Origin of the sequence: Candidatus Symbiopectobacterium sp. 'North America' (genome assembly GCF_015762685.1) — a bacterium.
Classification (GTDB): Bacteria; Pseudomonadota; Gammaproteobacteria; order Enterobacterales; family Enterobacteriaceae; genus Symbiopectobacterium.
The window spans coordinates 26,058-44,583 of sequence record NZ_PEHF01000049.1 but is presented as its reverse complement, the minus strand read 5'-3'; the positions used below and the strand labels follow the sequence as shown (position 1 = coordinate 44,583).

At 54.0% G+C, this 18,526-nt stretch carries 19 protein-coding genes and 2 pseudogenes; 13 read left to right on the top strand and 8 right to left on the bottom strand.

Annotated elements, in window-relative coordinates; all coding sequences use genetic code 11:
- The first annotated feature begins 140 nt into the window (after nt 1-140).
- The 7 genes from rsxA to nth are packed head-to-tail and all read left to right on the top strand — an operon-like array spanning nt 141 to nt 6,248.
- Nucleotides 141-722: an electron transport complex subunit RsxA gene (rsxA, locus tag CS369_RS10905; protein ID WP_196907102.1), complete on the top strand. Its 582-nt coding sequence runs from the start codon at nt 141-143 to the stop codon at nt 720-722.
- Nucleotides 722-1,300, top strand: a complete 579-nt coding sequence (rsxB, locus tag CS369_RS10900; protein ID WP_196907101.1) for an electron transport complex subunit RsxB — start codon at nt 722-724, stop codon at nt 1,298-1,300. The genes rsxA and rsxB overlap by 1 nt, the downstream gene beginning before the upstream one ends.
- The gene (gene rsxC / locus CS369_RS10895; RefSeq protein ID WP_196907100.1) at nt 1,293-3,197 is read left to right on the top strand and encodes an electron transport complex subunit RsxC; all 1,905 of its coding nucleotides are present in this window, start codon (nt 1,293-1,295) and stop codon (nt 3,195-3,197) included. Before rsxB ends, rsxC begins: the two co-directional genes overlap by 8 nt.
- Nucleotides 3,198-4,253, top strand: a complete 1,056-nt coding sequence (rsxD, locus tag CS369_RS10890) for an electron transport complex subunit RsxD (RefSeq protein WP_196907099.1) — start codon at nt 3,198-3,200, stop codon at nt 4,251-4,253.
- A 9-nt stretch (nt 4,254-4,262) separates the two neighbouring features.
- A complete protein-coding gene (gene rsxG, locus CS369_RS10885; protein WP_196907098.1) occupies nt 4,263-4,889 on the top strand; it encodes an electron transport complex subunit RsxG in 627 nt (208 codons plus the stop codon).
- A gap of 1 nt (nt 4,890) precedes the next feature.
- The gene (locus tag CS369_RS10880; protein ID WP_196907097.1) at nt 4,891-5,616 is read left to right on the top strand and encodes an electron transport complex subunit E; all 726 of its coding nucleotides are present in this window, start codon (nt 4,891-4,893) and stop codon (nt 5,614-5,616) included.
- Complete coding sequence (gene nth / locus CS369_RS10875) at nt 5,613-6,248, top strand: endonuclease III (RefSeq protein WP_196907096.1); 636 nt, start codon at nt 5,613-5,615, stop codon at nt 6,246-6,248. The genes CS369_RS10880 and nth overlap by 4 nt, the downstream gene beginning before the upstream one ends.
- 233 nt (nt 6,249-6,481) lie before the next feature.
- Here the strand turns inward: nth and CS369_RS23520 are convergent, their stop codons facing one another.
- From CS369_RS23520 to topA, 3 genes are all read right to left on the bottom strand, one after another.
- Nucleotides 6,482-7,120: a S9 family peptidase gene (locus tag CS369_RS23520; RefSeq protein WP_244664939.1), complete on the bottom strand. Its 639-nt coding sequence runs from the start codon at nt 7,118-7,120 to the stop codon at nt 6,482-6,484.
- Nucleotides 7,121-7,300: 180 nt separating this feature from the next.
- A complete protein-coding gene (gene cysB, locus CS369_RS10865; RefSeq protein WP_196907095.1) occupies nt 7,301-8,275 on the bottom strand; it encodes an HTH-type transcriptional regulator CysB in 975 nt (324 codons plus the stop codon).
- Nucleotides 8,276-8,719: 444 nt separating this feature from the next.
- Nucleotides 8,720-11,311, bottom strand: a complete 2,592-nt coding sequence (gene topA, locus CS369_RS10860) for a type I DNA topoisomerase (protein WP_196907094.1) — start codon at nt 11,309-11,311, stop codon at nt 8,720-8,722.
- Between the two features lie 512 nt (nt 11,312-11,823).
- On the opposite strand from topA, the gene CS369_RS10855 reads away from it, so the two are divergent.
- Nucleotides 11,824-12,108 carry a YciN family protein gene (locus CS369_RS10855; RefSeq protein ID WP_196907093.1) on the top strand — a complete coding sequence of 95 codons (285 nt, stop codon included), beginning with the start codon at nt 11,824-11,826 and terminating at the stop codon, nt 12,106-12,108.
- Between the two features lie 41 nt (nt 12,109-12,149).
- On the opposite strand, the gene sohB is transcribed toward CS369_RS10855, so the two are convergent.
- Nucleotides 12,150-12,656 carry a protease SohB gene (sohB, locus tag CS369_RS23515; protein ID WP_244664938.1) on the bottom strand — a complete coding sequence of 169 codons (507 nt, stop codon included), beginning with the start codon at nt 12,654-12,656 and terminating at the stop codon, nt 12,150-12,152.
- Nucleotides 12,653-13,102, bottom strand: a pseudogene (locus tag CS369_RS23510) (hypothetical protein). The gene sohB and the pseudogene CS369_RS23510 overlap by 4 nt, the downstream one beginning before the upstream one ends.
- Nucleotides 13,103-13,467: 365 nt before the next feature.
- Between CS369_RS23510 and CS369_RS10845 the strand changes: the two are divergent.
- Together CS369_RS10845 and cobO are read left to right on the top strand one after the other, a co-directional pair.
- Entirely contained in the window at nt 13,468-14,229 is a 762-nt protein-coding gene (locus CS369_RS10845) for a YciK family oxidoreductase (protein WP_196907092.1), read from the top strand.
- 12 nt (nt 14,230-14,241) lie between these two features.
- Nucleotides 14,242-14,821 (top strand): annotated as a pseudogene (cobO, locus tag CS369_RS10840) (cob(I)yrinic acid a,c-diamide adenosyltransferase).
- An 89-nt stretch (nt 14,822-14,910) separates the two neighbouring features.
- On the opposite strand, the gene rluB reads toward cobO, so the two are convergent.
- The gene (gene rluB / locus CS369_RS10835) at nt 14,911-15,783 is read right to left on the bottom strand and encodes a 23S rRNA pseudouridine(2605) synthase RluB (RefSeq protein ID WP_196907091.1); all 873 of its coding nucleotides are present in this window, start codon (nt 15,781-15,783) and stop codon (nt 14,911-14,913) included.
- Nucleotides 15,784-16,064: 281 nt separating this feature from the next.
- Between rluB and CS369_RS10830 the strand changes: the two genes are divergently transcribed.
- From CS369_RS10830 to CS369_RS10820, 3 genes are read left to right on the top strand one after another with little or no spacing between them, the layout of a single operon-like run.
- Entirely contained in the window at nt 16,065-16,394 is a 330-nt protein-coding gene (locus tag CS369_RS10830; protein ID WP_196907090.1) for a hypothetical protein, read from the top strand.
- Nucleotides 16,291-16,671, top strand: a complete 381-nt coding sequence (locus tag CS369_RS10825) for an N-acetyltransferase (protein ID WP_196907089.1) — start codon at nt 16,291-16,293, stop codon at nt 16,669-16,671. The genes CS369_RS10830 and CS369_RS10825 overlap by 104 nt, the downstream gene beginning before the upstream one ends.
- Nucleotides 16,672-16,675: 4 nt before the next feature.
- Entirely contained in the window at nt 16,676-16,927 is a 252-nt protein-coding gene (locus CS369_RS10820; RefSeq protein WP_196907088.1) for a hypothetical protein, read from the top strand.
- 25 nt (nt 16,928-16,952) lie between these two features.
- Here CS369_RS10820 and CS369_RS10815 read toward each other — a convergent pair whose 3' ends face one another.
- Together CS369_RS10815 and CS369_RS10810 are read right to left on the bottom strand one after the other, a co-directional pair.
- Entirely contained in the window at nt 16,953-17,573 is a 621-nt protein-coding gene (locus tag CS369_RS10815; RefSeq protein WP_196907087.1) for an L-threonylcarbamoyladenylate synthase, read from the bottom strand.
- Between the two features lie 22 nt (nt 17,574-17,595).
- Nucleotides 17,596-18,519: a PHP domain-containing protein gene (locus CS369_RS10810; protein ID WP_280514766.1), complete on the bottom strand. Its 924-nt coding sequence runs from the start codon at nt 18,517-18,519 to the stop codon at nt 17,596-17,598.
- Nucleotides 18,520-18,526: the final 7 nt, after the last annotated feature.

Sequence of the window (18,526 nt, the reverse complement as noted above, 5' to 3'; positions counted from 1 at the left end):
CAAAAGGCTTTCACTGTAACGGTTTGCCCTGCCAACTGCGGGGTAAATATCCGCTTTTGGTGAATATCCCTATTTTGGGTGTGTTGTCGAAAGCCTTACAATGCCGGATAATAGTCCAGTTTTGTTTTTTAGGCATGGTAATGACCGACTATCTACTTCTTTTCGTCAGCACGCTGCTGGTGAACAATTTTGTTCTGGTGAAATTTCTCGGGCTCTGCCCCTTTATGGGCGTGTCCAAGAAATTGGAAACCGCCATTGGCATGGGGTTGGCAACAACCTTCGTCATGACGCTCGGCTCGATGTTTTCCTGGCTGGTCAACGAGTACGTGCTGCTGCCGTTGGGCATCGTCTACCTGCGTACCATGGCCTTTATTTTGATTCTGGCGGTCGTGGTGCAGTTCACCGAAATGGCTGTGCGCAAAACCAGCCCGGAACTCTATCGCCTGCTGGGGATTTTCCTGCCGTTGATCACGACCAACTGCGCCGTACTGGGTGTTGCGCTGATCAGCGTCAACCTGTCACACAATTTCCTGCAATCAACGGTGTATGGCTTCAGCGCTGCCGCTGGCTTTTCACTGGTTATGGTGTTGCTCGCCGCCATTCGTGAACGCATTGCCGTGTCGGATGTACCCGCGCCGTTTCGCGGCTCATCGATTGCATTGGTCACCGCTGGGTTGATATCGCTCGCGTTTATGGGCTTTACCGGGTTGGTGAAATTCTAATGAATGCCATTTGGATTGCGATTGCCGCGTTGAGTGTGCTGGCGCTGGTTTCCGGCTTGATTCTTGGTTTTGCCTCGCGCCGTTTTCACGTTGATGCCGACCCCATTGTAGAACAGGTCGAAGCAATGTTGCCGCAAAGCCAATGTGGCCAATGCGGCTATCCGGGCTGCCGCCCTTACGCTGAAGCCGTAGCGTTGCACAGTGAGCACATCAACAAATGCGGTCCCGGCGGTGAGGCGATGATGTTGAAGCTGGCCGAGAAACTCAATATTGACCCGCAGCCGCTCGATGGTGACACAGCGGATCTGCAACCGGCTCTCAAAGTGGCTTGGATCGACGAAAGCAACTGCATCGGCTGCACCAAATGTATTCAAGCCTGCCCGGTTGATGCCATTATTGGCACTACCCGCGCAGTGCACACCGTGGTGAGCGATCTCTGTACCGGCTGTGACCAGTGTGTTGCCCCTTGCCCGACAGATTGCATCGAACTGCGCCCGGTAGCCACCACGACGTCCAACTGGAAATGGAATCTCGAGACCATTCCTGTTCGCCTTATCCAAGTAGAACATCATGTTTAAGCTGGTAAATCTGTTTCGTAAAGAGAGAATTTGGGATTTCGACGGTGGCATTCATCCACCGGAGATGAAAACCCAATCCAGCCGTGTGCCGATGCGTCACATCCCGCTGCCGGAACAGTTTATTATTCCGCTGAAACAGCATCTCGGACCGGAAGGCGAACTCTGCGTGAACGTAGGAGATCGCTTACTGCGCGGTCAACCCCTGACACGCGGCACAGGACGTATGCTGCCGGTACACGCCCCTACCTCCGGCACGGTCAACGCTATCCGTCCACACATGACGGCACATCCTTCGGCCTTGCCCGAGTTAAGCATCATTATTATTCCGGATGGGGAAGATCGCTGGTGCGATCGCCAGTGTTTGCCTGATTATCAGCAGCATTCGATAGATACCCTACTCGCGCATTTACATCAGGCTGGCATCGCTGGCCTGGGCGGCGCAGGCTTCCCGACCTCGGCCAAACTCAAGGGTGGGCTACGCGGCATCGCAACGTTGATCATCAACTCCGCCGAATGTGAACCTTATATCACCGCCGACGACCGGTTGATGCAAGAGTACGCCCGTGAAATTGTGCAAGGGATTGAGATCCTGATGCATTTACTTTCACCAGAACGCACCTTGATTGGCATTGAAGACAACAAGCCGGAAGCCATTCAGGCGCTGCGCCACGCACTGGCCGATCGCGCAGACATTCGGTTACGGGTCATTCCCACCAAATACCCCTCCGGCGGTGCCAAGCAGCTCACCAAGATTTTGACTGGCAAAGAAGTGCCCTTTGGCAAACACTCCGCTTCCATCGGTGTATTGATACAAAACGTCGGTACCGCTTATGCTATTAAACGCGCGGTGATCGACGGCGAAGCCTTGACGGAGCGGGTGGTGACCCTGACCGGGGAAGCGCTGCGCCAACCGGGCAATGTCTGGGCACGCCTCGGCACACCAGTGCGCCACTTGCTCAAGCAGGCCGGGTTTCATGCCGAAAACAAAACCCCGATGGTGATCATGGGCGGACCGCTGATGGGCTTCACCCTGCCCGCGCTTGACGTTCCTATTGTCAAAATCAGCAACTGTATTCTTGCTCCGTCAGTGAACGAAATGCAGGCCCCAGAGGAAGAGCAATCCTGCATTCGGTGTAGTAAGTGCGCCGACGCCTGCCCGGCAGGGCTGTTGCCACAGCAGCTTTACTGGTTCAGCCGCGGTCAGGAGCATGAAAAGGCGCGCGCGCACCATTTGTTTGACTGTATTGAATGCGGTGCCTGTGCCTATGTCTGCCCAAGCAATATTCCGTTGGTGCAATACTACCGCCAGGAAAAGGCTGAAATCCGCGCTATCGATCTTGAGGCATCGCGGGCGCAGCAGGCTAAAGCGCGTTTTGATGCGAAACAGTTGCGTCTGGAGCGAGAAAAAGCGGCGCGTGAACGGCGTCATCAGCAAGCGGCTGCCACGGTGTCCACCACGGATAAACAGGCCGTTCAGGCTAAGCTGGAGCGCGTGCGCAGCAAAAATGCGCTTACGGAACCGCTTGCTGCCATTGCGATAAATCCTGACCAAACGCCGGATAACAGCTCGGTCATCGCTGCACGCGAAGCGCGAAAAGCCCAGGCGCGCGAGAAGCAACGGATGCAGGCCGGTGATGAACAATCCCAACCGGTTGCTGCCGTGCCTGAGGATCCAAGACAGGCTGCGGTAGCAGCGGCTATTGCTCGGGTTAAAGCTAAAAAAGCTGTGCAGCAGGCACCGGAAGCTATCACCCCAGCAGGTGTCACCACGCCAGCACCCGAAGCGGAACCTGTACCTGATCTGAGTGACCCACGCAAAGCCGCCGTTGCCGCAACCATTGCCCGCGTTAAAGCACGTAAAGCCGAACAGGCGTTAATCCACACTCACGAGGAATAGATGGCTTTCAAGATCGCAAGTTCGCCTTTTACCCATAACCATCAGCGCACACAGCGCATCATGCTGTGGGTAATACTCGCCTGTGTGCCCGGTATCGCTACCCAGACCCTGTTTTTTGGCGTCGGCACCTTGATACAAATCGCCCTCGCCTCGGTCACAGCGCTTACAGCGGAAGCAGTGACATTGTCACTGAGGAAATTTTCAGTACGCACCACGCTGGCGGATCAATCAGCACTGTTAACCGCCATTCTGCTCGGTGTCAGCTTGCCCCCGTTGGCGCCGTGGTGGATGGTGGTGCTTGCCGCCTTTTTCGCTATCGTGATCGCCAAGCAACTTTATGGCGGATTGGGAAACAATCCGTTTAATCCGGCCATGGTTGGCTACGTAGTGCTGTTAATTTCCTTCCCGGTCCAGATGACCAGTTGGCTACCGCCCAGCACGCTACAGGTGGCACCGGTCACCTTCGTTGATGCTCTGCATGTGATTTTCACCGGAAAAACCGATGCGGGTTTACACATTCAGGGACTCATGCAGAACATTGATGGCATTACCCAGGCCACGCCGTTAGATGGCTTCAAAACCGGCTTGCGTGCCGGGGAAACACCGGCTCAAGTGTTGCAACACCCGATCTTTGCCGATAGCCTGGCTGGCGTGGGCTGGCAATGGGTCAATCTGGCGTACCTTGCAGGTGGCATCCTGTTATTATTGACCCGCTCCATTCGCTGGCATATTCCCGTCAGCATGCTGCTCTCTTTGCTGCTGTGTGCCGCGCTTGGTTGGATATTGATGCCGGAAAAAGCCGCGCCACCGCTGCTGCACCTGTTCTCCGGTGCCACCATGCTCGGTGCTTTCTTCATCGCCACCGATCCCGTGACGGCCTCCACCACCAACAAAGGGCGCTTGTTGTTTGGCGCACTGATTGGGCTGCTGGTGTGGTTGATCCGCACCGACGGCGGATACCCGGATGGCATCGCGTTTGCGGTATTGCTGGCGAATATTACCGTGCCGCTCATCGATTACTTTACCCAGCCACGCGCCTATGGCCATCGTCGATAAGGAAATAGCATGATCAGTACAATGCGACGTCACGCGACCACGCTGGCGCTGTTTGCCGCCTTGACCACCGGCTTGACGGAGATGGTCAATACCCTGACCAAACCGACCATTGCCCATCAGGCGCAGTTGCAACAAAAGGCGTTGTTGGATCAGGTGATTCCGCCGGATATTTACGACAACAACATTCTGCAAGAATGTTACCTTGTCACCGATGAGGAGCTGGGCACGACATCCGCGCGCCATCTTTATATTGCTCGCAAAGGCGATACCCCGGTGGCGGCAGCCATTGAATCCAGCGCATCGGATGGCTATTCCGGTGCCATTCATCTGCTGATAGGGGCCGATTTCCATGGTAAGGTACTCGGAGTTCGGGTGACCGAGCACCATGAAACGCCAGGTCTGGGCGACAAAATTGATCTGCGGGTATCCGACTGGATAACCCGCTTTACCGGGCGCACCGTGCAAGGTGCCGACGATCGCCAGTGGGCCGTCAAAAAGGATGGTGGTGAATACGATCAGTTCACCGGTGCCACCATCACGCCCCGCGCCGTGGTAAACGCCAGCAAACGGACTGCGCTTTTTATGCAGACCATCCCGGCACGCCTGGCGACATTGCCGAATTGTGGAGCAGAGTAACATGAGTGAAGTGAAACACCTTCTGGCCCAGGGGCTTTGGAAAAACAACTCGGCGCTGGTGCAACTGCTAGGCATGTGCCCGCTGCTGGCCGTCACCTCCACCGCCACCAATGCCTTGGGCCTAGGGTTAGCCACCACGCTGGTACTGACCTGTACCAATGCAGCGATTTCCGCCATGCGCCGCTGGGTCCCGTCTGAAATCCGCATTCCTATTTATGTGATGATTATCGCAGCCGTGGTCAGTTCGGTGGAAATGCTGATTAACGCCTATGCCTACGGCTTATACCAGTCGCTGGGCATTTTTATTCCACTGATCGTCACTAACTGTTTGGTGATCGGACGTGCGGAAGCCTACGCCGCGCAAAACCCTGTCGCCCTTTCGGCACTGGATGGTTTCGCCATGGGAATGGGAGCGACCTGTACCATGTTCGTATTGGGGTCCCTGCGTGAATTACTGGGTAATGGCACGCTGTTTGACGGTGCGGACTTACTGCTCGGCAATTGGGCCAAAGCGCTGCGCATCGAAGTGATCCACGTTGATACTCCTTTCTTGCTGGCGATGCTGCCGCCTGGCGCGTTTATCAGTTTGGCGCTGTTGCTTGCCGCCAAATACCTGATTGACGAAAAAATGAAACGCCGCCGCGCCGTCAGCGTGGTAAAACAGAACGTTACAGCAGTTGACACTGCTAACCGGAACGGCACCATAAGCACAAGGATAAGACGATGAACAAGGAAAAACGCGGCGAAATCTTGCGTCGTCTGCGCTATGCGAATCCGCATCCGACCACAGAATTACACTTTGAGACACCGTTCGAGCTGTTGATAGCCGTACTGCTTTCAGCACAGGCCACAGATGTCAGCGTGAATAAAGCCACGGCAAAACTCTATCCGATCGCCAACACTCCAGAAGCCTTGTTGGCACTTGGGGTTGACGGTGTAAAAACCTATATCCGCACCATTGGCCTGTTTAACAGCAAAGCTGAAAACATCATCAAGACCTGCCGTATTCTGTTAGACAAGCATCAGGGTCAGGTACCAGAAAATTGCGAAGCGCTGGAAGCTCTGCCCGGTGTCGGTCGTAAAACCGCGAACGTGGTGTTAAACACCGCCTTTGGTTGGCCCACCATCGCCGTTGACACGCATATTTTCCGCGTATGCAACCACACCGGATTCGCACCGGGAAAAAATGTGGATGCGGTAGAAGAAAAGCTATTGAAGGTGGTGCCAGCAGAATTCAAAATCGACTGCCACCACTGGCTGATTCTGCACGGACGTTACACCTGCATCGCCCGAAAACCGCGCTGCGGCTCCTGCCTGATTGAAGATTTGTGCGAGTTCGGTGACAAGGTATACGCCTGAGGCGACGCAACACATTCAGCAACGTCTTGCCAAGATCCATTGTGATATCGCGTCCAGGGCACCGGGTGCGTAAGCAGACTGCCCTGCAGCTAAATATCCCCACTTCGTCCAGCGCGGCCATTGGTCGTTCAGTTGATAATTAAACCATTTGGCGCGCAGCAAGCCGTGGGTGGCATCTTTGACTTCGCGCAAGCAGCGTGAAGTTGCCACCGGCAGTAACCGACTCCACACCGTTAATGTTTCCTTCGAGGAAACATTGAGATCCTGAGCCCCATCAGCACCATCACCGACACGTGCTGTGCGGCAATGTCCTGACGTGCATCCGACAACGCATTACGTCGCTCAAAATAGTCTCGAGTGCAACGTGACGAGCAAGGTTGAATCACCGTTTGGGGCGTAAAGCGTTGTGAATAGGCTACACGTTCTCTCGCGATGGCAGCGGTAATCTCCGACGGCTCTGCCCCTTCCATGGCTAAACGCTGCTGCATGTAGTAGAAGCCTTGCTCGCGCCAGTTTATTGCAGGGCCAATCAACACGATAAAATCTGCCGTTGAACGCTGACTGGCTTTAGGTACCACCCATCCCGCTTGAGAAAAACCGAGAAATCCCAGACGACTCTCTTTCAACTCTGGCCGTGCACGCAACACATGCAGTGCGGCAACCGCTTCATCCGCACGATCGCGTAGCGTTTGTGCCAGCCAATCACCGGTGCTGGCCGTTACGCCGGGCTTATCCCAGGAAAATACGCCAATGCCCTGGGCAACAAGCGCATTTACCAGCGGAAGGTAGCCGCCGTCAGACCAGCGGTCCTGGGCACCGTCGCCGTGCACTAGCAGCACCACGGGCGGGTTGTGTTTTTTATCAGGCAGCAACAGCGTGCCTTCAAGACGTGCATCGCCCAGCGAAAACGATAACGTCTGCTGGGCGCGTTCAGGGAGTTAAAAAGCGGAGAGGCCATGCAGAACGATGCCCGATATCACTACTAGCGCACAGGCCACTACTGATAGCACAAGCTTGATCATGCCATGCACCTCTTTGATGAATAATCGACGCTATTTCACTGGCAGCGTTATATCCTTAAACATAGCTTCAATTTCCTCATTTGATCGCAAAGCAATGGCAGAATCCACCACATCACGCGTGAGGTGCGGCGCAAAGCGCTGAATAAAATCATACATGTAGCTGCGCAGGAAGGTACTGAGCCGGAACCCAATCTTGGTAGTGCTGTAGCTAAAAATGCTGTTCGCGTTAATGGTCACCAGATCCGTCTCCGTGCGCGGATCGACGGCCATGTTGGCGATGACACCAACGCCTAACCCCAGACGCACGTAGGTTTTGATCACATCAGCATCCGTGGCGGTGAACACGATGCGCGGCGTCAACCCAGCGCGGTTGAATGCAGTATCCAGCTCCGAGCGGCCGGTAAAACCGAAGGTGTAGGTAACAATCGGATAGGCTGCCAGTTCTTCAATGGTGATATCTTTCTTCGTTGCCAACGGATGATCGGGTTTAACCACCACCGCGCGATTCCAGTGGTAGCACGGCAGCATGATCAAACCGTCATACAGATGCAGCGCCTCAGTAGCGATGGCAAAATCTGCCGTCCCTTTCGCGACCGCTTCGGCTATCTGCGTTGGCGATCCCTGATGCATATCCAGTGAAACACGAGGATAACGCTCAATAAATCCTTTGATGACATCCGGCAGTGCGTAACGCGCCTGCGTATGCGTGGTAGCCACATAGAGCGAACCTTTATCAGGATAGGTGTGCTCTCCTGCTACGGCCTTGATGGCATCCACCTTAGAGAGCAGTTCCCGGGCAATACGCACCACTTCCTGACCTGCCGGCGTTACCTGAGTCAGGTGTTTACCGCTACGCGCAAAAATTTGAATTCCCAGCTCATCTTCCAGCATTCTCACCTGTTTACTGATCCCCGGCTGCGAGGTGTACAGACCCTCAGCCGTTGAGGAAACATTCAAGTTATGATTAACAACTTCAACGATATAACGAAGCTGTTGCAATTTCATATGTCATCCCATGTTATTGAGCATGTGCATCAGGCACGAATAAATAATCTACCGTTGCTTTACTTTTTCATGACGCTGCAACATTTACGCGATGAAAAGCAGGCGGTTATTTTATCATATTAAGGTCATTTAATCATAAAAAATATTTTTATATAACTATTATCTTTACTTCGATAAAAATATCGCCCTCAACGTGCGCTGAGTGAGGGCGCTCATTCTAGCACACGGCGGCGCGATCCTCTCACCTAGATCGCTATCTTCCTACCCAGATCAAAAAAGCCAGCCCAAAAGGCTGGCTCAGATGGCTTACAACATCACTTACACTTCGTCATCCTCGGCGAAAGCCGAGGATCTCTGTGAGAATAAACGCGTTTCTTCTGCAAGGGATTCCCGCTTTCGCGGGAATGACGGGGGGAAGTTGGCTTTTATTCACCTGGCAGCGAATTATTTTTTCTCAGAAGTCCACTTGCCGTCTACATAGAATGCAGACCACCCTGTCGCCTTACCGTTTTTCTCCGAAGCAACGTATTGCTGCTTGGTTTTACGACTAAAGCACACCACCGCTTTGTTGCCTTCGGTATCCTCCACCGGCGCATCAGCCAGATAGCGCAGTTTTTCTGGCAGACGATCGCGGAATCGCACCAACTCTTCCACTAACGGCGCGCGGGTTTCGCGCGATTTAGGGAAGGTATTAGCGGCCAGGAATACCCCTGCTGCACCGTCACGCAGCACGAAATAGGCATCGGATTTTTCGCACGGCAGTTCGGGTAAGGGAACCGGATCTTCCTTCGGCGGCGCGACTTCACCATTGCGCAAAATTTTGCGGGTGTTGTTACAGGTTTCGTTGGTGCAGGCCATGTACTTACCAAAACGTCCCATTTTCAGGTGCATATCGGAACCACATTTGTCGCACTCCACCACCGGACCGTCGTAGCCCTTGATACGAAACTCACCGTTTTCGATCTCATAGCCGTCACATGCTGGGTTATTACCGCACACGTGCAGTTTGCGTTGGTTATCGATCAGGTAGCTGTCCATCGCCGTACCGCACTTACCGCAACGACGGCGGGCACGCAGCGCATTGGTTTCAGCCTCATCCCCTTCCAGCACATTCAGCACTTCTGCTTCAGGGATCAGGTTGATGGTGGTCTTGCAGCGCTCTTTTGGCGTCAATGCATAGCCGGAACAGCCGAGAAACACGCCGGTGCTGGCGGTACGAATCCCCATCTTGCGTCCACAGGTGGGGCAATCGATGGTGGTCAGCACCATGGCATTGGGTCGCATTCCTCCCGCTTCCGGACCCATTTCCGCTTTTTCTAACTGCTGGCTGAATTCGGCAAAAAACTCATCCAGTACCCCTTTCCACTCCGCCTGATTGTTGGCGACCTGATCGAGGCTACTTTCCATGCGCGCAGTAAAATCGTAGTTCATCAACTCGCGGAAGTTTTCTTCCAGACGGTCAGTGACAATTTCACCCATTTTTTCCGCGTAGAAACGGCGGTTTTCCACCCGCACATAGCCACGATCCTGAATGGTTGAAATGATAGAGGCGTATGTAGATGGACGACCAATACCACGTTTTTCCAACTCTTTTACCAGCGAGGCATCGCTATAGCGGGCAGGTGGTTTGGTAAAATGCTGGCTCGGCAGCAGTTTATCCAGGGACATCACTTCCCCTACCTCAACGGTCGGCAGCGTACGGTCTTCATCACCTTTACGCAGCGCGGGCATTACTTTGGTCCAGCCATCAAAACGCAGAGTGCGTCCTTTGGCACGTAATCGATAGCCTTCCGCGTTCACCAACAGCGTTGTAGAGTCATATTTGGCCGGAGTCATTTGGCAAGCCACGAATTGACACCAGATCAACTGGTAGAGTTTCTGCGCATCAGCTTCCATATCCTTCAGCGCATCCACCAGAACGGCGACATCCGAGGGACGAATCGCTTCATGCGCTTCCTGAGAATTTTCTTTACTGCTGTAGAGGTTCGCGCTCTCCGGCAGGTAAGCTTTGCCAAAGCTGGACGCAATATAATCGCGCGCCATGGTCAGTGCATCCTGACTCAGGTTGGTAGAGTCAGTACGCATGTAGGTGATGTAACCCGCTTCGTACAAGCGCTGTGCCATCATCATGGTTTTTTTAACACCAAACCCCAAGCGGGTACTTGCCGCCTGTTGCAGCGTGGAGGTGATGAAAGGTGCCCCCGGCTTGCTACTGGTGGACTTGTCTTCGCGTTCCGCGACCACATAGCGTGCGGTCTCCAGCACGCTGACCGCCGCCGCTGTTTGCGCTTTATTAACCGGCTTGAACGGCTTGCCATCAAAGTGCGTCACCTGCATTTGCAATGCGGCACTCGATGACAGCAAATCCGCATGCAGTTCCCAGTACTCTTCCGGGATAAAGGCCTTGATTTCGCGTTCGCGCTCTACCACCAGACGCACCGCAACGGACTGCACGCGACCAGCAGAAAGCCCACGGGCGATTTTTTTCCACAACAGCGGAGAAACCATGTAGCCCACGACACGGTCCATAAAACGCCGTGCTTGCTGCGCATTGACCCTGTCGATATTTAATTTATCTGGTTTTTCAAACGCCTGTTTGATGGCATTTTTGGTGATTTCGTTAAACACCACGCGGCTGAAACGGCCTTCATCGCCCCCAATGATTTCCCGCAGGTGCCAGGCAATGGCTTCCCCTTCGCGGTCAAGGTCGGTTGCGAGATAGACGTGGTCAGCATTGGCCGCCAGCGTTTTCAGTTCAGAGACCACTTTCTCTTTGCCGGGCAGTATTTCGTAATCAGCCTGCCAGCAGTGGTACGGATCGACCCCCATACGATTGACCAGCGCGGTGCGCTCATCTTTTTTGCCGGCTTTTTTTGCTTTGCCAGGCTCAGCGCTCTTCTTCGCCGCCGCAGAACCGCTGGTCGGCAAATCACGCACATGACCGACGCTCGATTTCACTACGTAGTCATTGCCTAGATATTTGTTGATTGTTTTGGCTTTGGCCGGGGACTCAACTATGACGAGAGCTTTACCCATATGTATTGTTACCTACCGAATGCTTCATATTAACGTGTTGTTGAGGGCGTCTGGTCCCTTTTTCAAGGGACATATACATCATTTATTCTCTACCGTTACGCCTGTTCGCGTACTTCCAGCTTCACTAGGTGGAGATTCAAGAGTACGTAACGGTCAATAAACCATTCCATAACCACATGACCATCCACGTTTTTTTGCTGTAATGACGGTTAACTGCCCGCGGTGCCGCTTATGCTGCTGCAACACCGTAAAGAATTTTTTCCGCTTAACGATACAAAATCCGACACTCTACCTGATAAATGCCGCCACGCAACCTAATTAGCATGGAAACGCGGTTTTCGCCAACCTCTACTGCTCATCGTTATCGGCTGACAACCGCGTAGTCTTCATAAAAATTACGTCGTCTTATCAACCTGTTTTCAAAGGTTCATAAAAAAAGCGCAAAAAAGCAAAAGCGGATGCCGTCGGGGTGGCGTTAGAATAGCGCCATGAGTTTTAGCAAGAGTAACACTATGTCAGACAACGTGACTATGGCCGCGGAGAACAGCGCCACAGAGAGAACCCCGATCGACCGCCAGACGTTATTGGAACAGGCTAACCGTCTGATTCAAAACCACGATGACTATCTTCACGGTATGATTGCCACCGACGTTGATCAGAAGAATGGCGTGCTGATATTTAAAGGGGATTATTTCCTGGATGACAACGGCCTGCCGACATTAAAAACTACGGCGGTGTTTAACATGTTCAAGCACTTGGCGCATAAATTGTCAGAGAAGTATCAGTTGATCGACTAAGCAGGTTAACCCTGTACGCACCGCGCACAGGGTTAAATGCATCAAACGAACGGGTGGCTGCCCCGCTGCCACCAACGCAGCAGCAGACGCTCAGCGGAGTCACCCGCGTTCCCCATGATTTTATCCAGCAGGCGCTTGCGACGCGTATAGCGCACACTCAACACTTCATGCGTGGTTATTTCCTGAATCAGTAAATCGTCGCTGGTGCCAATCGCATCGACCAGCCCTAACGTTTGCGCCTGCGTGCCAAACCAATGCTCGCCGGTGGCGGTTTTATCGATATCCAGCGTGGGTCGCATCTCTTTGACAAACTGCTTAAACAGACCGTGAGTCACGTTCAGCTCTTCACGGAATTTTTCACGACCCTGCTCCGTATTCTCACCAAACAGCGTCAGGGTGCGCTTATATTCACCGGCGGTATGCAGTTCCACATCGATATCATTGTTTTTCAGCAACCGATTGAAGTTGGGTATCTGAGCCACTACCCCAATAGAACCGATGATGGTAAACGGAGCCGCGACAATGCGATCGGCCACACACGCCATCATGTATCCACCGCAACCGTCAACCGAATGCCACCATCGCGCAGGCGCTGCAACTGAGAAGCGGCCAACCCATAACCGTGCACTACACCGCCGGGGCTTTCCAGACGTAACAACACTTCATCCTGCGGCGTAGCGACCGCCAGCACCGCCGAGACTTCACCCTGCGTCCATGCTGCCGTTAAAATTCAATACGTAAAGACGTGGTTTCACAATTTCTCATCGCCGCGTTTGGCGCGCAGTTTCTCTTCTTTAGCGGCAGCTTTGTCCTCTTTTTTCTTCCGCTTCGCAACCAGTTTGCGTTCCGCATCACTCATGCAGGTATCGCGCATTTCATTTTGCATTTCGCGATACTGTTCGCCCAGATTCATCACCTGCAACTCCCGTTTGCGCGGGCATTTTCGCTGCGTGACACCAAAGGTCAACACGACCAGTACGCCAATGGCCAGCACTATCGTGACTACTTTTGCCAGAAATAAGCCGTACTGAGAAAGCAATTCCACAAATACCGTCCCTCGTTTACTGAGTCATATCATGACGCCGCCGATGTTTACCTGTGCAGTTGCCTGCGACACACCACACCATCATACCGCTCGTCTTACGACACTCCACAGTTTTCATCAAACCGGCGCGGGAGCAAAAATACGGCATAACGTATGGCGTGAAATATGGCGATGTTATTCATGGGTTTTTTACACCTGTTGCTGTTTTTACCGCAGTGGCCTAAGAATGCGCCCGACGCGCATTGAATTCACCGACACATTGAGGCATAACTGCCTTTACGTCTTATGGTTTGCGGCGTATAGAGGAAAGCACCGTGCATTATCAACCTATGAATCACCTTCTTAAACACCGCCTAATTCTGGTCACCGGTGCGGGCGATAGTATTGGGCGCGAAGCCGCGCTCACTTACGCACGCTACGGTGCCCGGTTGATCCTGCTGGGCCGCACCGCGCATAAATTACAGGATGTGCAAGCAGAAATCCTGCGTGAAACGGGGACATCATCTCTGGTTGTGCCCTGCGATTTATTAACAGTCACCGCCGAGACGTGCGCTGCGCTGGCGACTGACCTGGGAAAACAGATACCACACCTTGACGGTGTACTGCATAACGCGGGGTTGCTTGGGGATATCGCACCGATTACCGAACAGGATCCTGCGACCTGGCATCAAGTCATGCAAGTTAACGTGAATGCCACCTTTATGCTGACGCAGGTGTTGTTGCCCCTGTTGTTAAAAGCCGCCAGCCCCTCTCTGGTGTTCACCAGTTCCAGTGTGGGTCGCGTGGGCCGCGCGGAATGGGGAGCCTATGCGGCTTCCAAATTCGCTACAGAAGGGCTTATGCAGGTCTTGGCCGACGAGTATCGTAACCAGCATTTGCGCGTTAACTGTATCAATCCAGGTGGGACGCGCACCGCAATGCATGCCAGCGCGTTCCCGGATGAAGATCCGCAACGTCTCAAAACCCCGGCTGATATTATGCCGCGCTACCTTTATTTGATGGGCGATGACAGCAAACGCAAAACCGGCATGAGTTTCGACGCACAACCGGGAAGAAAACCCGGCCCAGCGGTATAAAGAGCCCTCACAATGGATAACGATCGCCACAAGCAGCGCCAGCAAAAGCTGAAACAACGGGTTGACGAACGCATTGCCGCGGCCAACGAGGTGCGTGGCATCCTGATGGTTTTCACCGGCAACGGCAAGGGTAAAACCACAGCGGCGTTTGGCACCGCGACACGCGCGGTGCGACATGGCCTGCGCGTTGGCGTAATTCAATTTATCAAAGGTGAATGGCCCAACGGCGAGCGCAACCTGCTCGCCGATCGCGGCGTTGAGTTTCAGGTGATGGCGACCGGGTTTACCTGGGATACGCAGGATCGCACAGGCGATACGCTGGCGGCGCAAGCCGTCTGGCAGCATGTTGTCCGATGCTACGCTCGATCTGGTGATCCTGGATGAGTTGACCTACATGGTGAGCTACGACTACCTGGCGCTGGATGAGGTAGTGACCGCATTACAACAGCGACCGTCCAATCAGAGCGTGATTATTACCGGACGCGGCTGCCACCGCGAATTGCTGGAATTGGAGGATACGGTAACGAAAATGCGGCCGACAAAACATGCGTTTGATGCGGGTATAAAGGCCCAGCAAGGCATCGATTGGTAACAAGATTCATTATTGCTGTTACGGGGTGTGGCGGCGGCAACACCCCGAGTAATACCGACTACCTTAACGTCACGCTTTTAACATCACACTTAGCCGTTACGCTTTGGCGCACTGCGCCGCGCAGGACCAGCCTGACCATGGCGTTTTACCGCACGCCGAATTTGATTGGCTTTCACCCGACGACGCTCACGCTCAACCGGCAACTTGCTGGTGGTTTCCGCCGGCAATTGCACCAGTTCGCGCAGATAGTTAAGCTGTTCGAGCGGCATTTCTGTCCAGCCACCGCGCGGCAACCCTTTTGGTAATGGAATGTCGCCATAGCGCACACGAATCAGGCGACTTACCTGCACGCCAACCGCTTCCCACAGACGACGCACTTCTCGGTTACGCCCTTCTGTCAGCGTGACGTTATACCACTGGTTTAATCCTTCGCCACCGCTGTACTTCAGGGTGCAGAACGATGCAGGACCGTCATCAAGCTGTACGCCTTTGGTCAGCAGCTTGAGTTTATCCTCATCCACTTCACCAAACACACGCACCGCATATTCGCGTTCCACTTCATGACTGGGATGCATCAAGCGGTTTGCCAATTCGCCGTCGGTGGTGAACAGCAGCAGGCCGGAGGTATTCACATCCAGACGTCCTACCGCCACCCAGCGCGAACCGCGCATTTTCGGCAAACGATCGAACACCGTCGGGCGACCATCGGGATCGCTGCGGGTGCAAAGCTCACCTTCTGGTTTGTAATAAATCAGTACGCGGCAGATCGCTTCTTCCGTTTCTTTAACAGAAACCACGTGACCATCGATACGAATGCGGGTTGCCTTGGTCACCTCGACGCGGTCGCCCAGCGTCGCAATTTTGCCGTCCACGCTCACACGGCCTGCCTGGATAATGCCTTCGATCTCGCGGCGTGAGCCGTGGCCAGCGCGCGCCAGCACTTTTTGTAACTTTTCGCTCATTGAGCAGCCTCAGAGTGTCGCCTTCACAGGCGTCGGATAAAACAATGAGTTAACTTTAATTTCCGCATAACTCACTGATGAGTATCTGTTTAACAGAGGAATCCGGGCAATGCCCCCTACTGCTTATAGCCACATCGCCGTACCCGTAGCGCGAGTGGCCTATCATTCTACATGAATTTTAGGCTAAAAAGCGTATCTTTTTTGAATACAACGGCATATCGATCGATAATCCTGTTTCCAGGGAACCGTATACGCTAGCGCCGACACTACAGGAAACGTCCATGACATCGATTTCACCGCTGGTCTGCCGTGATGCCACGCACTACAACAGCCATCAGCTCGCCGCCATATTGACCGAGTGCTTCACGGATTATGTTGTCCCTTTCACCCTCGATGGCCCGACGTTTGCCACGCGTTTTAACGCCGAGGGTCTGTCGTTGACCGAGAGTCGCATCTGGAGCGCCAACAATAATCCGGTGGCGCTGGAATCCGGTGGCGCTGGCAATCATGGTGCGACGCGGCTCGCGTTGCCGCTTGGCCGCCTTTGCCATTCATCCGCGCTGGCGCCGTGGCGGTTTGGGAACCGCGATGTTAGAGCAACTGCTGCGTGAAGCGCATCAACGGGGGGATAGCGCCCTGTGGCTTGAGGTGATTAGCAGCAATTCGGCAGGCATAGCCTTGTATGACAGGATGGGGTTTACACGTCAAGACATCCTGTGCGGCTTTACTGCACCACTGGCGAGTGAGGCAATAAACAGTACGGTAGCATTAACGCGGTGCGATCCGGTCACCGTTATTGGCAGCATGATCGCAACACCTAATAACGCGTTACCCTGGATGATCGATCCTTTGGGCACGGTTGCACTGCCGACACAAGGATATCGCTGAGGCAATGATGCCTACGCCATCGTTGCCACCGCGTTTACCAAGCCACAGTTGCGGGCGCTTTATGTCATGCCCCCCGCCCGGCGGCAAGATCATGCACAACGGGTACTTCAGGCACTGGCTGCACAGTTCGAGGGGGATTTCAACGCCTGTCGCCGTACCACAGGCGTTGACCCCGTTATTTTTACAAGCAGGCTGGGAACAGCACCCGATTACCCAATTTTCGCTGTGCCATTCGCTGTCGGAGCCTGAAAGCTGAACACAAGGCACAGGGGGCGTTTTGATCACTGAAACGGTGAGATATCACCGGTGCCTTCACGCACCACAACCGGCGTGGAGTCGGTCAAATCAATCACCGTTGTGGGTTTTTGCCCCAGAAATCCACCGTGGATAATCAAATCTACCCGTTTGCCCAAATGATCATGAATTTCCTTCGGATCGGATTCCGCAAAATCATTACCCGGCAGCATCAATGTAGTCGACATTAGCGGCTCATTCAGCGCTTCCAACAGCGCCAGCGCAATCTCGTTAGAAGGCACACGCAGGCCGATGGTTTTGCGCTTTTCACTCATCAATCGACGCGGCACCTCTTTGGTGGCTTTCAAAATAAAGGTGTAGTTACCGGGCGTATTGTTTTTGATCAGGCGAAATACTGCATTGTCCACATAGGCATAGGTGGATATTTCGGAAAGATCGCGACACACGATGGTGAAGTTGTGGTTGCTGTCCAGATGGCGAATTTGGCAAATGCGCTCCATCGCATTTTTCTCCCCCAGCATACATCCCAATGCGTAACCGGAATCGGTGGGATAGACCAGCACGCCACCTTTACGCAGCACATCAACAGATTGATTGATCAACCGCGGCTGAGGGTTTTGTGGATGAATATAAAAAAACTGACTCATGATACGTCCTTAAACATCGAATTTAGCGCGACGTTTCGCATCCGTCGCGGTGCAACGCGTCTGCGGTCAACGGCAGTGCTGCCAGCACGGGATGTTGCCACACCGGCGTTACACCGCCGGGCAACCAGAGCTTGCGCCCCAACTCTATCCAGGCGCAGAGACGGTGAAAATCAGAGCCCTGTGAGGCATAGAGCTGAAAATCCTGCGCGTAACGCGCCAGTTGAGTTCGTTCGTCCGGCGCTTGTTGGCACTGGGCGACCTCCATCGCATCCCCCGCAGCTGCCACAAAACTGGCCAGCACCCGCTTGAGCCATTTGGGAGACAAATCATAGCGCCCAGGATGCGCCAGTACCGCCACACCGCCCGCATGATGAATAACATCAACGGCTTCTGCTATTGTACACCACTGCGGCGGGACATATCCGGTTTTCCCTTTTGCCAGATAGGATTTGAACACCTGCCCCACATTGCTGGCCTTGCCCTGCTCCACCAGAAAACGGGCAAAATGACTACGGGTGATTTCGCCCTCTCCGGCAAGACGCTGTGCCCCTTCCAGTGCGCCCGGAATACGCGCCTTCTCCAACTGCTCACTGATTGCCTGCGCACGCTGCCAGCGGCGCGCCTTCTGCTGTTCAAGCAGGTGCGTCAGGGCGACGTGTTGGGGATCAATACCTAAACCGACAATATGAATCTCATGATTTTCCCACAGGGTGGAGATCTCAAGCCCAGGCACCAGCCGTAACGGCAGATTCAATGCGGCTATCACCTGCTGCGCGGCAGCCAGTCCCGCCACGGTATCGTGATCGGTAATCGCCAGAACACCAACGCGCATCTCAACGGCGCGTTGCACCAGATCGCCGGGCGACAGTTCTCCATCCGAAGCGGTAGTGTGGCTGTGCAAATCAAACAGCAGACTGGGAGACAGAGCAACGGAAAGTTCGGACACACAGGCA